This window comes from uncultured Pseudoflavonifractor sp. (assembly GCA_904419835.1).
GTDB lineage: Bacteria > Bacillota > Clostridia > Oscillospirales > Oscillospiraceae > Pseudoflavonifractor.
In genome coordinates this window covers 20259-33783 of sequence record CAJFTA010000007.1, presented here as the reverse complement: position 1 = coordinate 33783, position 13525 = coordinate 20259, and the positions used below count along the sequence as shown (strand labels likewise).

Here is a 13525-nt window from a genome sequence, read left to right as displayed (position 1 = left end):
CAACTGCCGCTTCAGCGCTGCAGGAAGCCCACCTTTTTATAGACCTTGCGCAGGGTCTTCTCCGCCACATAGGAGGCCTTCTCCGCGCCGGCGCGGTATACGCCCTCCAGATAGGCCTTGTCGGAGAGCAGCCGGCGGGTCTCCTCCTGGATGGGCCGGAGCATCTCCACCACCGCCTCGCCCACCACAGGCTTGAAGGCGCCGTACCCCTTTCCGTCGAACTCAGCCTCGATCTCCGCAAAGGTCTTGCCGGTGACGGCGGAATAGATGCTCATCAGGTTGGCCACGCCGGGCTTGTTCTCCCGGTCGTACCGGACGCAGCGCTCGGTATCGCTGTCGGTGACGGCCCGCTTAAACTTGCGCATAATGTCCTCCGGCTTCTCCATGAGGAACACGCAGCCCTCGGGAATGGACTTGCTCATCTTGGTGTCGGGCTGGTTCAGGCTCATGACCCGGGCGCCCATCTTGGGGATGTACGGCTCGGGCATTTTGAGCACGTCGCCGTAGACATGGTTGAAGCGCTGGGCGATATTGCGGGTCAGCTCTACGTGCTGCTTCTGGTCCTCGCCCACGGGCACAAAGTCAGGCTGATAGAGCAGGATGTCCGCCGCCATCAGGCAGGGGTAGGTGAACAGGCCGGCGTTGATGTTGTCGGCATGCTTGGCGGACTTGTCCTTGAACTGGGTCATGCGGGAGAGCTCGCCGAACATGGTGTAGCAGGACAGCACCCAGGCCAGCTCCGCGTGCTGGTGGACGTGGGACTGGACGAACAGGGTGTTCTTCTCCGGGTCCAGGCCGCAGGCGATGTACTGGGCCAGCTGCTCCAGGGTGCGGCGGCGCAGGTCGGCGGGAGTCTGGCGGACAGTGATGGTGTGCATGTCCGCCATGAAATAGTAGCAGTCAAACTCGTCCGCCCGGGCGCCCCAGTTCTTGATGGCGCCAAGGTAGTTGCCCAGGTGCAGATCGCCGCTGGGCTGGATGCCGGAGAGCATTACTTTCTTTGTCGTTTCCATTTCTGTTTTACACCTCGACTGCGCCTCCTGAGACAATTTTCCTCTTTCGGGGCGCATATTTACATACCAGTTTATCATACCACATGGCGTACCGCTTGACAAGTTTTACCCTTGCCTTTAGAATGGTAAAGATCAGAAGAACTTCCGCCTGCCGGCGTGATTCTCACAATTATTACCACTGGAGGCATCACCATGGATATGAAATGGTTTGACGACATGGAGGCCCGCATCCCCAAGGGCAAGGTCCGCACCCGCTTCGCCCCCTCCCCCACCGGCTATATGCACATCGGAAACCTGCGCACCGCCCTTTACACCTGGCTCATCGCCCGGCATCAGGGCGGCACCTTTATTCTCCGCATTGAGGACACCGACCAGGAGCGCCTGGTGGAGGGCGCCACCGAGGTCATCTACAAGACCCTCCGGGAGTGCGGCCTGACCTGGGACGAGGGTCCCGATATCGGCGGCCCTGTGGCCCCCTATATCCAGACCCAGCGCCGGGACACCTATGGCAAATACGCCGAGTTGCTGGTGGAGCGGGGCCACGCCTACTACTGCTTCTGCGAAAAGACCGAGAGCGAGGAGGACAGCGGCAACTTCGACCGTGCCGCCGACCCCTGCCGTTCCCTGAGCCTGGAGGAGGCCAGGGCCCGCGTGGAAGCCGGGGCTTCCTACGTGATCCGCCAGAAGATCCCCTCCGGCGGGACCACCACCTTCTCCGACGCTGTGTTCGGCGACATCACCGTGGACAACGACACTCTGGATGACCAGGTGCTCATCAAGTCCGACGGTCTGCCCACCTACAACTTTGCCAACGTCATCGACGACCACCTGATGGGCATCACCCACGTGGTCCGGGGCAGCGAGTACCTCTCCTCCGCGCCCAAGTACAACCTGCTCTACCAGGCCTTCGGCTGGGAGGTGCCCACCTATATCCACTGCTCCCCCGTCATGCGGGACGCCCACAACAAGATGAGCAAGCGCCACGGCGACCCCTCCTACCAGGACCTCATCGCCCAGGGCTTCCTCTCCCAGGCTGTGGTCAACTACGTCACCCTGCTGGGCTGGTCCCCCCGGGGCGAGTACAGCGAGCAGGAGTTCTTCTCCCTGGAGGAGCTCTCCCATGTGTTCGACATCGGCGGCATCTCCAAGTCCCCCGCCATCTTTGATATCGAGAAGCTGCGCTATTTCAACGCCAAGTACCTGCGGGAGCTCTCCGCCGAGGACTTCTACGCCCTGGCCGAGCCCTACCTCCGGGAGGCCGTCAAGACCCCCGGCATTGACCTGAAGCTCATCGCCCCCCTGGTCCAGCCCCGGTGCGACACCCTGCTGGACATCGCCCCCCAGGTGGACTTCTTTGATGCCCTGCCTGAGTACTCCAACGAGCTCTACTGCCACAAGAAGATGAAGACCAATGAGGAGAACTCTCTGGAGGCCCTTAACCAGGTGCTCCCCGTGCTGGAGGGCTTGAGCGACTGGACCTACGACGCCATTCACGACGCCCTCATCGGTTTGGCGGAGAAGCTGGAGCTGAAGAACGGCCGGATCATGTGGCCGGTGCGCACCGCCCTGTCCGGCAAGGCGGTCACCCCCGGCGGCGCGGTGGAGCTGTGCCACATCCTGGGCCGGGACGAGGCTCTCTCCCGCATCCGCAAGGGCATCGCTCAACTGGGCGGCTGAGTCCCCACCTTATCGTTCCTGCGTTCTCGTGACAGAGGGCCGGGCGCACAGGCGCCCGGCCCTTCGTTCTTATGTTCAGCCTGCCGGTTTCAGCAGCCGCAGTTATTGCCGCAGCCGTTGTTGCAGCCACCGCCGCAGCCGCCCCAGCTTCCGCCGCCGCAGCAGCAGCACAGGATGATGATAAGGATGATGATCCACAGGCAGCCGCAGCCACCCCAGCCGGAACCGTTATTGCAGCACCCCATAATGAAGTACCTCCTGAAATGAAATGGAGACCGGCTGCCGGAGTCTGCCCTGACAGCTTCTCCTGCGCGGCCTCACTTCATACTATGCCCCACGTCCTGATTGGTGCGGGCTGCGGCGCCATCGGCAGGGATAGAAAAACCAACCCCCGGCGGTTCGTCAGACCGCCGGGGGTTGGTTATGCAATTCTCTCTGTGACTACGCTGTCCCGCACTGCTGTGACTTTGGCGGCATCCAGTGTGCCCGCCGCAGTCAGGTGGCTGAGAAGGGTCCCGCCGGACTTCATTCCGGCGTCCAGCGCGTAGTAAGACACATAGGCCACCTGGGCGCGGAGGAAGGACTCCTCCACCAGCAGCTTATACTCCCCGTCGGTGATGCACCCCAGCTCCAGGCTGCGGAGCAGCGCCGAATCCCACTGGAAGTCCGGGCTGTCGCCGCTGTCCCGATAGCCCAGCGCCCGGAGCACAAAGGTCATGTACTCCCCGGCGGTGATGGTGACATAGGGGGCAAAGTACAGCTCCTCGCTGTCCGCGCCCACACCCCTGGTATATCCCTTGGCGTAGGCGTAGGTCACGTAACTGCGGCACCACTCGGGTACGTCCACAAAGGGGCAGGCGTCCGTGGTGGCCAGAGCCGCCTCTTCCTCCCCCAGCAGGCGGAGAAACATGATCAGTCCCTCAATGCGGGTGGGGGCGTTCTCCAGCATCAGCCCATCGCCATAGGCCGTGTCGCCGCCCTTGAACAGCCCCATCTCCTTCAGGGCGTTGGCCAGCTCGTTGTAATCCGTGGCGCTGCTTTTCACAACGGAGTAAAATCCCTGGGGCGCCAGCACAGCGGTATCCGAGGTGATGGTCACTTGGCACAGGGTGTTCTCCGCAGCCAGATAGCGGTGCCGGACCGCCATTGCCGTACCGGAGGCCACGTCGGCGGCCGTGGTCATGTCCACCACGCCGCCGGAGGCATAGGAGATGGAGGCGGACCCGGCCAGCAGCATGCCGCTGGAGCCGGTGTCCAAGTTGATGACGTCGCCCCGCTTGAAGCGCTGCTCGGTAAAGGAGGCGGCATATCCGCCCCCCTCCCCGGCCAGCGCGTTGGCCCTGGCCTGGTACAGCTCCGCCTGGGCCTTGAGCTCATTGAGCGCATCGTCGTAGACCTTGCCGAGGCCGGACTGAATCTCTTTGTCCGCCTGCTCCACGGTCTCAGGGATATAAGTATTGGTAAAATAGGATTGGGTCAGCAGCGGATCGGAGGAACTGCCGCCCGCCGCCACCGCCGCCACACAGCCGGCCAGCAGAAGCATGGCCAGCAGGGCTGCCGCAATTCGTCTCATCGTTTACTCCCGGGCGTCGTCCGCGTCGGAGATCATATAGCTCAGCGCCAGAAGGCTGTCGGCAAAGTGCACGTCCTCGATGATCACGTTATCGCTGTCAGCCAGATTCAGCTCAATATTGGTAAAGTTCCAGATGCCCTTCACGCCGGCGGCGGCCAGACGCTCCGCCAGGCCGTTGGCCACCCGGCCGGGGACGGTGAGCACGCCCACGCTGGTGGGGTGCTCCGCCAGATACGCCTCCAGCGTGTCCGCGTGCCGGATGGTCACGCCGCCGATGGTGCTGCCCACAATGGCGGGGTTGACGTCAAAGGCGGCGGTCAGCTGGAAACCGTTCTTTTCAAAATGGAAATTCTCAATCAGCGCCCGGCCCAGGTTGCCGGCGCCCAGAATCACTGCCGTATGGGAGCGGTTCATCCCCAGGATGTCGGAGATCTCGCCCCTCAGCTTCTCTACATTATATCCATATCCCTGCTGGCCGAACTCTCCGAAACAGGACAGGTCCTGCCGGATCTGGGAGGCGGTCAGCCCCATGGAGCTCCCCAGGGCATTGGAGGAAATTCGGACGGTACCGGCTTGAAAGAGATCGTTCAGGTGGCGGTAATACCGAGGCAGCCGCCGGATTACGGCGCTGGATACCTTCTGCTTTCTCATCGTTTTATCACACTCACTCTGTTTTGGTTGGCTGTTTTCCCGTCAGGCCGGGTCTTACGCTTATTTTAATAGTTTACCGCAGTACCCTGCGCTTGTCAATTTTTTTCACCGGGTTTCCGGCTGCGCCCGGCCCGGCTTTCCTTTTTCCCGCATTTATGCTAAAATAATGCCGGTTGAACAACCGCAAAAGGGGTTATCGCCCGTAAATATAAGGAGGAGAGTTCTATGCTGAAAGAACTGTTTGAACGCCGCAGCATCCGCCGCTATACAGCCCGCCCCATCCCGGAGGATGTGTTCACCGAGCTGCTCCGGGCCGCTATGAACGCCCCCTCCGCCCGCAACACGCAGAGCTGGCGCTTTCTGGTCATCACCGACCGGAAAACCCTGGACGACATCCCGTCCCTCCAGCCCTACACCGCCATGATGCGGCAGGCTCAGGCCGCCATCATGGTTTTGGGCGACCGCAATGCCGAGGTTGAGGAGGGATATCTCTACGTCAACTGTGCCGCCGCCATTGAGAACCTGCTGGTGGAGGCGGTTCACCAGGGCCTGGGCGCCTGCTGGTGCGCAATCGCCCCCAAGCCGGAGCGGATTGAAGGCTTTTCCCGCTACTTCCGGCTGGACGGCGCGGTGCTCCCCGTGGGCATCGTGGCCCTGGGCTGGCCCGCTGAGGAGCGGCCCAGGACAGACCAGTATGACCCGGACAAGGTCAGCTTCTGGAAGGGCTGACCGGCAGCGGCCTGAGCGGCGCCCAATGGGCGCCGCTGCTCATTTTCTCAGTGGTTGGCCAGCTGATAGATCTGAAAGAGCTCGTCCTTCTCCATGGGGTGGAGCTGCCCCACCCTGCGGCCGCCGTAGTAGGTGGCCCGCAGGGCCAGGTCCCGGAGGGTCGCCTCATCCTGTACGCCTATGGCCTTTTTAAAGGAGACAGGCAGCTTCAGCACGTCGCAGAAATACCGCTCTGTGGCCCGGATGGCGGCCAGCGCGGCCCGCTCCTCGTCCTCCTCCTGGATGCCCCAGACGTTCCGCCCGAACCGGGCAAACCGGCCGGGCGCGTCCCGGTACACATACCGGGCCCAGGCGGGCCACATGATGGTCAGGCTCTCGCCGTGGGGCAGGTCGAACATCCCGGAGAGCTCATGGCCCAGGGCATGGGTGGAGAAGTCCTTGGGCTGGCCCAGACCGGTGAGGCCGTTGTGGGACAGGCTGCCGCACCACATGATTTCAGACCGGGCCTTCCGGTCATTGGGGTCGTCCATGACCACCCGGCCGTATTCAATCACCGTGCGGAGCAGCGCCTCGGCAATGCCGTCGGTGAGGGCGTTGTCGGTCTGGACGCTGAAATAGCGGTCCATGGTGTGCATCATGATGTCGGCCACGCCGCAGGCGGTCTGCCGGGGCGGCAGGGTACAGGTGAGGGCGGGGTTCATGATGGCAAACTCCGGCTGGTTGAAGGGGGTGTTGATCCCCTTTTTCTGGCCGTTGGCCTCGTTGGTGAGCACGGCGGAGTCCGACATCTCGCTGCCCGCCGCCGCAATGGTGAGGACCACGCCCTTTTTCAGGGAGGCCGTCACCTTTTCCTTGCCGCTGTAATAGTCCCAGATGGGCACGTCGGGCCGGGCCAGGCCGTGAGCCACCGCCTTGGCCGTATCGATGACGCTGCCGCCGCCCACGCCCAGCACAAAGTCAAATCCCCTGCCGGCGTATGTGTCCACGGTATCCTGAGCCAGCTTCAGCCGGGGATTGGGCTTCACGCCGCTCACCCCTACCCAGGACAGTCCAGCCTGGTCCATCGACTCAACAATGCGCTGCATCAGGCCGCTTTTCAGCGCGCTGCCGCCGCAGATAAACAGCACCTTGGTGCCCCCTGCGTCCCGGATGGCCTGTCCGGTCTGTCTCTCCGTGTCCTCGCCGAAAATGACCCTGGTAGGTACATGATAGGTAAAGGCATTCATCTCACAATTCCTCCTTGAGGCAGAACTTTCGTCCAGAGACCAGTATACTACAACTCCAGACAAAAGGCCATATCCGCGTGACAGCGGACATGGCCTTTTGTAATTAGGTGTTGTGGTCGGTGACCCGCATCTGTTTCAGGTTGCCGATTTTGGCGCTGCGGCGGTCCAGCTCGGAGAGCACCGCATCTAAGGGGATATTCTGGGCCGCCAGCAGGACCATCAGGTGGTAGAGCAGGTCGGAGCACTCGTTCACCGTGTCCTCCGCCACGCCGTTCTTGGCGGCGATGATGGTCTCGGCGCACTCCTCCCCCACCTTCTTGAGAATTTTGTCCACGCCCTTGTCAAAGAGATAGCAGGTGTAGGAACCCTCCTGGGGGTTGACCTTCCGGTCCAGCACCACCTGATAGAGCCTCTTCAAAACTTCATCGTTCATACGTCATTCCTCCATTGCGATTTCCCGGAAAAAGCAGCTCCGCGCCCCGGTGTGGCAGGTGGGGCCCACGGGATGGCAGAAGTAGAGCAGGGTGTCGGTGTCGCAGTCGGTGACCATCCGCTCCACATGGAGGAAGTGGCCCGAGCTCTCCCCCTTGTTCCACAGCTTCTGCCTGCTGCGGCTCCAGAACCAGGCGGTTTTGGTCTTCAGAGTCAGCTCCACCGCCTCCCGATTGGTAAAGCCCAGCATCAGCACCTCCAGGGTGTCCGCGTCCTGGATGATCACCGGAATCAGCTCCGACTTTTGAAACAGCTGATCCAAATTAAACATGCAGCCGTCCCCCCATCCACTCGCTTCCACTCTTCTCCGACCGGCGGACCGGGACGCCCCGGCCCCGCAGGTATTCCTTGACCTCCTCCACGGTCAGCTCCCCGAAGTGGAAGAGGGACGCCGCCAGAGCCGCGTCGCAGCCGGTCTCCTCAAAGACCTGGGCGAAGTGCTCCAGACTGCCGCAGCCCCCCGAGGCGATGACCGGGATGCCCACCGCCCGGGTGACGGCCCTGGTCATAGGCAGGTCAAAGCCGGCCTTGGTGCCGTCTGCGTCCATGGAGGTGAGGAGGATCTCCCCCGCCCCCAGCCGCTGGCCCTCTCTGGCCCAGGCCACCGCGTCCAGGCCTGTGGGGCTGCGGCCCCCGGCGGTCACAACCTCCCAGGTGCCGTCTCCCCTGCTGCGGGCGTCAATGGCCAGCACCACGCACTGAGAGCCGAACCGTTCCGCCGCCCGGGAGATGAGGGTGGGGTCCTTCACCGCCGCAGAGTTGACCGAGATCTTATCCGCTCCGGCCCGGAGCAGCAGCTGGAAGTCCTCCAGTGTGCGGATGCCGCCTCCCACAGTCAGGGGCACAAAGACCTGCTCTGCCGTCCGCTCCACCACGTCGGCCACCGTGTTTCGGTTGTCGCTGGTGGCGGTGATATCCAGAAAGACAATCTCGTCCGCGCCCGCGTCCGAGTAGTACTTGGCCAGCTCCACCGGGTCACCTGCGTCCCGGATGTTGACAAAGTTGACCCCCTTGACCACCCGGCCGTCCCGGACGTCCAGGCAGGGGATGATCCGTTTGGCTAGCACTGGTCCCCAGCCTCCTTTACCGCCTCCGCCAGGTCGATGGTCCCGGCGTAGTAGGCCTTGCCGATGATGGCGCCGTAAAGCCCCATATCCCGCAGGCGCTTGATGTCGTCCAGACAGGAGACGCCCCCTGATGCGGTGATGTTACAGGACACCGTCTTCTGGAGCCGCGCCAGCTGTTCATAGGAGGGACCGGACAGCATTCCATCTGTCGCAATATCTGTAAAGATAATATTCTTTACACCAATCGACTCCATTTGGGCGGCAAACTCCAGGTAGTCCAGGCCGGAGTTCTCCTCCCAGCCGGCGGTGCGCACCTTGCCGCTCAGGCTGTCGATGCCCACGGCCACCCGGTCTCCGTAGAGCCCCAGGGCATAGGACACCAGGACGGGGTTGGTGACCGCCGCTGAGCCGATGACCAGCCGGTCCACGCCGGACCCGCCCACGGTGATGACGTCCAACTCGGTCTTGATGCCGCCGCCCAGCTCCACCTTGAGGCCGGAGTTCTGAATGACCTGATAGATCATAGGGAAGTTGACCCGCACGCCGCTGCGGGCGCCGTCCAGGTCCACCATGTGGATGTGGCGGGCGCCCGCGTCATAAAAGGCCCGGGCCACGGTGAGGGGATCGTCGGCAACCTGATGGACCGTTGCGAAATCTCCTTTATAAAGTCTTACAACCTTACGCTCCTTCATATCAATGGCAGGAAACAGTTTCATCGGTTCAGCTCCCCAAAGTTTTTCAGGATTTGCAGGCCGGTCTCCCCGCTCTTCTCAGGGTGGAACTGGCAGCCGTACACATTTCCGCTGCGCACCGCCGCCACCACAGACACGCCGTACTCCGTGCGGGCGATCACGTCCTCCTCCGATGCGGCCACGCCGCAGTAGGAGTGGACAAAGTAGACCCACGCACCGTCCTCCAGCCCCCGGAAGATGGGAGCGTCGTTCTGGAAGGTCAGACTGTTCCAGCCGATGTGGGGCAGCTTCCGGTCTGTCTCAATCCGCTTTACCCGGCCATGGACAAGGCCAAGACCTTTACAGCCCCGTACCTCTTCCCCCTCGTCGAAGAGCAGCTGCATCCCCAGGCAGATGCCCAGAATGGGCTTTTGCTCCGCCTGAGCTATCACCACCCTGTCCAGACCGGACCGGCGCAGCCGCTCCGCCGCGTCGGGGAAGGCTCCCACGCCGGGCAGGATAATGGCGTCGGCCCGCTCCAGGGCTCCGGCGTCGTCGGTGACCTGGGTGGGCAGGCCCAGATAGTCCATGGCGTTGGCGATGCTCTTCAGATTGCCCACGCCGTAGTCCACGATTGCGGTATAGCCCATTACAGCACCCCCTTGGTGGAGGTGACACCGCTCCCCTCTATCTTCACCGCGTCCTTCAGGGCCAGGCCAAGGGACTTGAAAAGGGCCTCAGTAATATGGTGGGAATTCCGGCCGTAGAGGGCCTTCATGTGGAGGGTCAGCCCTCCGTTGACCGCAAAGGCCCGCATGAACTCCTCGGTGAGGCAGGCATCATACTCCCCCATCCGCTCCTGGGGCATCTCCGCCTCGTAGACCAGGAAAGGCCGGTTGGAGATGTCCAGCGCGGTGAAGGCCAGGGCCTCGTCCATGGGCACATAGGCGCTGGCAAAGCGGCGGATACCCTTCCGGCTGCCGAGGGCCTGCCGGAAGGCCTGACCCAGGACAATGCCGGTGTCCTCCACGGTGTGGTGGCCGTCCACCTCCAGGTCGCCTTTTGCCTCCAGCTCCAGGCCAAACCCGGCGTAGAAGGCCAGGGCGTGGAGCATATGGTCAAAAAAGCCGATGCCGGTGGACACCTTCACCTCTCCCCCGTCCAAACAGAGGTCCACGCGGATCTGAGTCTCCTTGGTCTTGCGCGCAATGGTATAGGCCCGAATGGGGGCGTCTCCCGCCTTGTACACATGGGTCTCCATCAAAATCCCTCCTTGGACGGTGCCTCTTCAAAGCGCACCCGGATGGCGTTGGCGTGAGCGGTGAGCCGCTCCGCCTCGGCCAGAGCGATGATCTGGTCCTTGACCGGCGCCAGCTGCTCCTTTTCATAGGAGATGACGCTCATGGTTTTGAGGAAGCTGTCCACGCTCAGGGGCGAGAAGAAGCGGGCGGTGCCGCTGGTGGGCAGCACGTGATCCGGCCCGGCCATATAGTCCCCCAGGGGCTCCGGGGACCAGGCCCCCAGGAACACCGCGCCGGCGTTGCGGATGGCGGGCAGCAGGGCCCGGGGGTCCTCGGTGACAATCTCCAGGTGCTCCGGGGCGATCTCGTTGGCCAGAGCGGCGCAGCCGTCCAGGGTGTCGCAGACAATGGCGCAGCCGAAGTCCCGGAGGGAGGCCTCCATAATCTCGCTGCGGCTCAGATACCCGGTCTGGCGGATAATTTCCCTGTCAACCGCCTGGGCCAGCTCCATGCTGGTGGTCAGCAGCACGGCGGAGGCCAGCCTGTCGTGCTCGGCCTGGCTGAGCAGGTCGGCGGCCACATACGCCGGTTTGGCGCTGCCGTCGGCAATGACCAGCACCTCGGAGGGGCCGGCCACCATATCAATGTCCAGCGTTCCATAGGCCATCCGCTTGGCCGCCGCCACGAAGGCGTTGCCCGGCCCCACCAGCTTATCCACCCGGGGGATAAACCCGGCCCCATAGGTCAGAGCCGCCACCGCCTGGGCCCCGCCCACGGCGAGACAGCGGTCCACTCCGGCGATTTTTGCCGCGGCCAGCACGGCGCTGTTCAGGTTCTCGGTGGGGGGCGTGACCATTACGATCTCCTCCACCCCCGCCACCCTGGCGGGCACCGCATTCATCAGCACCGAGGAGGGATAGGCCGCCGTGCCGCCGGGCACGTAGATGCCCACCCTAGTCAGGCCCCGGACCACCCGGCCCACCACGCCGCCGTCGGGCGAGCGCCACTCCATGGTGCGGGAGAGCAGGTGCTCGTTGTAGTCCCGGATGTTGGCGGCGGACCGCTCCATGGCGGCAATCAGTCCGGCCGGGCAGGCGGCGTAGGCCGCGTCCAGCTCCGCCCTGGAAATTTCCCGGGGCTCCGCCTTGTCAAACCGGAGAGAGTACTCCTTGACTGCTGCAAAGCCATTTTCCCTTACATCGTTCAGGATATCAGCCACCGCGCGGTCCACGTTCGCGCTCACCTGGGCCGCTCTGGCCCGCATGGCGGCAATTCTGTTCTTCTCCGCCGTTCCGTCGGCACGGATGATCTCTAGCATGACTTCTTCTCCAATTCCCGCTCACATCTGGCGATAAAATCCTGAATCTCCGCCTTGCGGAGCTTCATGCTGGCTGTGTTGACAATCAGCCGGGCGCTCACCGGCGCCACGGTCTCGATGGGCACCAGGCCGTTCTCCTTCAGCGTAGCGCCCGTCTCCACAATATCCACGATGGCGTCGGCCAGGCCCAGGATGGGGGCCAGCTCCACGCTGCCCTCAATTTTGATGATGTCCACGTCCATACCCTTTTTGGCGAAGAAGGCCCGGGCCACGTTGGGGTATTTGCTGGCGATGCGCCGGGTCTTGTAGGTGCCGTAGAAGTCGCTGCCCTCTTTCACCGCCAGGGCGAAGCGGCACTTGCCGAAGCCCAGGTCCAGCACCTCGTAGAAGGCGCCGCCCTGCTCCAGAATGGTATCCTTTCCGGCGATACCCAGGTCGCAGACACCGTGCTCCACATAGGTGATGACGTCGGGCGCCTTGGCCAGCACCCCGTCCAGCGGATAGTTGGGGATGGTGTGGATGAGTCGGCGGCCCGGGTTCTTGATGGGGGTGCAATCCAACCCCATGGCCTCAAAGAGGGACACGGCCTTGTCCTGCAGGCGGCCCTTGGTCAGGGCGATTCTCAGATTCTGACTCATACCTCCACCAGCCTCTCTCCGCCGTTTTCCAGCACCAGCACCACAGACGCCCCCTTCTCCCGGGCCAGGCTGAGGGTGGACTCCAGGGCACGGCAGGGGGACAGCTCACAGGAGCCGGGCTCCCGGACATCCAGCACCGCCAGGGCTCTGGCCAACTCTCCATCGCCGTAGTGAATCAGCATCTCCAGCCCGGCGGGAGACACAGCAGGCAGACAGGCCGCCACCGCGTCCACGTCCACGGCAAATCCGGTGGCCTGGGCGGGCCGCCCGAAGGCGCCCACCAGCTTGTCGTACCGTCCGCCGGAGAGGACGGCGTCCCCCGCCCCCTCCACGTAGCCCCGGAAGACCACGCCGGTGTAGTAGTCAATCTGATGGACCAGACCCAGGTCAAAACGGATGTGGTCCCCGTAGCCCGCGGTCTTCAGCTCACTGTACAGATCCCGCAGATAGTCCAGGGCGTCGCTGCCGCCGGAGAGATTCTCCGCCTCGTCCAGCACCTCGGCCCCTCCGAAGAGATAGGGCAGGCGGCGGAGGGGACGGACGGCGGGCTGTCCGGCGTAGGGCTCCAGCAAATCGTTGAGGGCGGCGAAGTTCTTGCCCTCGATGAGGGAGCGCATCTGCTCCGCTGCCGCCGCGGGCATATCCACCCGGGCGGTCAGCTCCCGGAAGAAGCCCACGTGGCCCAGCTCCACATGGAAGCGCTCCAGGCCGGCGGCCTTCAGCGCGTCCACGGCCAGGGCCACCATCTCCAGGTCGGCCTTCTTCCCCGCCGCGCCGATGAGCTCCACACCGCACTGGGCAATCTCACTGCTGCCGCCCCGGTGCGCGTCCCCGGAGCGGAACACGGTCTGGTCATAGTAGAGCCGCTGGGGCAGGGGTACGGTGCGCAGCTTGGTGGCCGCCACCCGGGCGATGGGGGTGGTGCAGTCGGGCCGCATGACCATAATCTTGCCGGAGCGGTCAATGATCTTCAGCATGGCCTCCTGGGGCATCGGGTTGCCCGACTGGAGGAAGAGGTCGTAAAACTCCACCTCGGGGGTGATAATCTCCGCATAGCTTCGGCGGCGGAAGAGCGCCGTCAGCGCCCGCTGGACCTGGCGCCGCTCCCGGCACTCGGCAAAGAGCCGGTCCCGGGTACCCTCGGGGGTATGTACCGTGTAATTCACCCTAAATGCCTCCTATGCCCGATTTTTACTTTTTCATAGTAGCACATTACCATACTAAAGTCA

General features: G+C 63.4%; 16 protein-coding genes. 2 read left to right on the top strand and 14 right to left on the bottom strand.

What is annotated here, in order from left to right:
- Positions 1–11 precede the first annotated feature (11 nt).
- Complete coding sequence (trpS, locus tag QZY67_RS02300) at positions 12–1013, bottom strand: tryptophan--tRNA ligase (protein ID WP_294534082.1); 1002 nt, start codon at positions 1011–1013, stop codon at positions 12–14.
- A gap of 192 nt (positions 1014–1205) precedes the next feature.
- Here trpS and gltX point away from each other — a divergent pair, with 192 nt between their 5' ends.
- Complete coding sequence (gene gltX, locus QZY67_RS02295) at positions 1206–2690, top strand: glutamate--tRNA ligase (RefSeq protein ID WP_295368353.1); 1485 nt, start codon at positions 1206–1208, stop codon at positions 2688–2690.
- Positions 2691–2779: 89 nt separating this feature from the next.
- Here the strand turns inward: gltX and QZY67_RS02290 are convergent, their stop codons facing one another.
- From QZY67_RS02290 to QZY67_RS02280, 3 genes are all read right to left on the bottom strand, one after another.
- A complete protein-coding gene (locus QZY67_RS02290) occupies positions 2780–2935 on the bottom strand; it encodes a hypothetical protein (RefSeq protein ID WP_294534088.1) in 156 nt (51 codons plus the stop codon).
- 176 nt (positions 2936–3111) lie between these two features.
- Positions 3112–4263: a hypothetical protein gene (locus QZY67_RS02285; protein WP_295368352.1), complete on the bottom strand. Its 1152-nt coding sequence runs from the start codon at positions 4261–4263 to the stop codon at positions 3112–3114.
- 3 nt (positions 4264–4266) lie between these two features.
- The gene (locus QZY67_RS02280; RefSeq protein WP_295368351.1) at positions 4267–4914 is read right to left on the bottom strand and encodes a redox-sensing transcriptional repressor Rex; all 648 of its coding nucleotides are present in this window, start codon (positions 4912–4914) and stop codon (positions 4267–4269) included.
- A 225-nt stretch (positions 4915–5139) separates the two neighbouring features.
- On the opposite strand from QZY67_RS02280, the gene QZY67_RS02275 reads away from it, so the two are divergent.
- On the top strand, positions 5140–5643 hold the full coding sequence (locus QZY67_RS02275) for a nitroreductase family protein (RefSeq protein WP_295368350.1): 504 nt from the start codon (positions 5140–5142) through the stop codon (positions 5641–5643).
- A gap of 47 nt (positions 5644–5690) precedes the next feature.
- Here QZY67_RS02275 and QZY67_RS02270 read toward each other — a convergent pair whose 3' ends face one another.
- The 10 genes from QZY67_RS02270 to hisZ form a co-directional block, all read right to left on the bottom strand.
- Positions 5691–6869 carry an iron-containing alcohol dehydrogenase gene (locus tag QZY67_RS02270; protein ID WP_295368349.1) on the bottom strand — a complete coding sequence of 393 codons (1179 nt, stop codon included), beginning with the start codon at positions 6867–6869 and terminating at the stop codon, positions 5691–5693.
- Positions 6870–6972: 103 nt separating this feature from the next.
- On the bottom strand, positions 6973–7302 hold the full coding sequence (gene hisE, locus QZY67_RS02265) for a phosphoribosyl-ATP diphosphatase (protein WP_295368348.1): 330 nt from the start codon (positions 7300–7302) through the stop codon (positions 6973–6975).
- Positions 7303–7305: 3 nt separating this feature from the next.
- Positions 7306–7632 carry a phosphoribosyl-AMP cyclohydrolase gene (gene hisI / locus QZY67_RS02260; protein ID WP_295368347.1) on the bottom strand — a complete coding sequence of 109 codons (327 nt, stop codon included), beginning with the start codon at positions 7630–7632 and terminating at the stop codon, positions 7306–7308.
- The gene (gene hisF / locus QZY67_RS02255) at positions 7625–8428 is read right to left on the bottom strand and encodes an imidazole glycerol phosphate synthase subunit HisF (protein WP_295368346.1); all 804 of its coding nucleotides are present in this window, start codon (positions 8426–8428) and stop codon (positions 7625–7627) included. The genes hisI and hisF overlap by 8 nt, the downstream gene beginning before the upstream one ends.
- Positions 8422–9144, bottom strand: coding sequence for a 1-(5-phosphoribosyl)-5-[(5-phosphoribosylamino)methylideneamino]imidazole-4-carboxamide isomerase (gene hisA, locus QZY67_RS02250; protein ID WP_295368345.1), 723 nt, complete (start codon positions 9142–9144; stop codon positions 8422–8424). Before hisA ends, hisF begins: the two co-directional genes overlap by 7 nt.
- Positions 9141–9749, bottom strand: coding sequence for an imidazole glycerol phosphate synthase subunit HisH (hisH, locus tag QZY67_RS02245; RefSeq protein WP_295368344.1), 609 nt, complete (start codon positions 9747–9749; stop codon positions 9141–9143). The genes hisA and hisH overlap by 4 nt, the downstream gene beginning before the upstream one ends.
- Entirely contained in the window at positions 9749–10360 is a 612-nt protein-coding gene (hisB, locus tag QZY67_RS02240; protein ID WP_295368343.1) for an imidazoleglycerol-phosphate dehydratase HisB, read from the bottom strand. Before hisB ends, hisH begins: the two co-directional genes overlap by 1 nt.
- Positions 10360–11658, bottom strand: coding sequence for a histidinol dehydrogenase (gene hisD / locus QZY67_RS02235; RefSeq protein WP_295368342.1), 1299 nt, complete (start codon positions 11656–11658; stop codon positions 10360–10362). Before hisD ends, hisB begins: the two co-directional genes overlap by 1 nt.
- Positions 11652–12296, bottom strand: coding sequence for an ATP phosphoribosyltransferase (gene hisG / locus QZY67_RS02230; RefSeq protein ID WP_295368341.1), 645 nt, complete (start codon positions 12294–12296; stop codon positions 11652–11654). Before hisG ends, hisD begins: the two co-directional genes overlap by 7 nt.
- Positions 12293–13462, bottom strand: a complete 1170-nt coding sequence (gene hisZ, locus QZY67_RS02225; protein ID WP_295368340.1) for an ATP phosphoribosyltransferase regulatory subunit — start codon at positions 13460–13462, stop codon at positions 12293–12295. The genes hisG and hisZ overlap by 4 nt, the downstream gene beginning before the upstream one ends.
- Between the last annotated feature and the right edge of the window lie 63 nt (positions 13463–13525).